General features: G+C 79.1%; 1 protein-coding gene. It reads left to right on the forward strand.

Annotated features, from left to right (window positions below; genetic code table 11):
- The coding region (locus tag HO151_RS06195; protein ID WP_173895093.1) for an NAD(P)/FAD-dependent oxidoreductase at window positions 1–646 on the forward strand (646 nt) is incomplete at both ends.

Raw genomic sequence — 646 nt, forward strand, 5'->3', positions numbered from 1 at the left:
GCCCGCGGGCCTCGCCACGGCCCTGCACGCGGCCCGCGCGGGTCTCGGGACGACCGTCTGGGAGCGGCGCGCCGGCACCATCGACAAGGCGTGCGGCGAAGGACTGATGCCGGGTGCCGTCGCCGGTCTGGCGGCACTCGGCGTCCACCCGCCGGGCTACGACCTGCGGGGCATCCGGTACGTGGCCGGCGGACGCCGGGCCGACGCCGGCTTCCGGGCGGGTCCGGGCCGCGGGGTGCGCCGCACCGTGCTGCACGCGGCGCTGCGGGAGGCGGCGCTGGCGGCGGGCGTGCGGGTCGAGCAGCACGCCGTGCGCCGGGTCGAGCAGGACGAGGACGGTGTGACCGCCGACGGCGTCCGCGCCCGTCATCTCGTGGCGGCCGACGGCCTGCACTCGCCGATCCGCCGGGCCCTGGGGCTGCACCGGCCGTGCCGGACCCACCGGCGGTACGGACTGCGGCGCCACTACGCCCTCACCCCCTGGAGCGACCTCGTCGAGGTGCACTGGGCCGGCGCGACGGAGGCCTATGTGACACCGGTGTCGGACGGCCTCGTGGGCGTCGCGGTGCTCGCCGCCGACCGGCGGCCGTACGACCACCACCTGGCGGCCTTCCCCGAGCTGCGGGAGCGGCTGGCCGCGGCCGGG

Source organism: Streptomyces sp. 8P21H-1 (genome assembly GCF_013302945.1).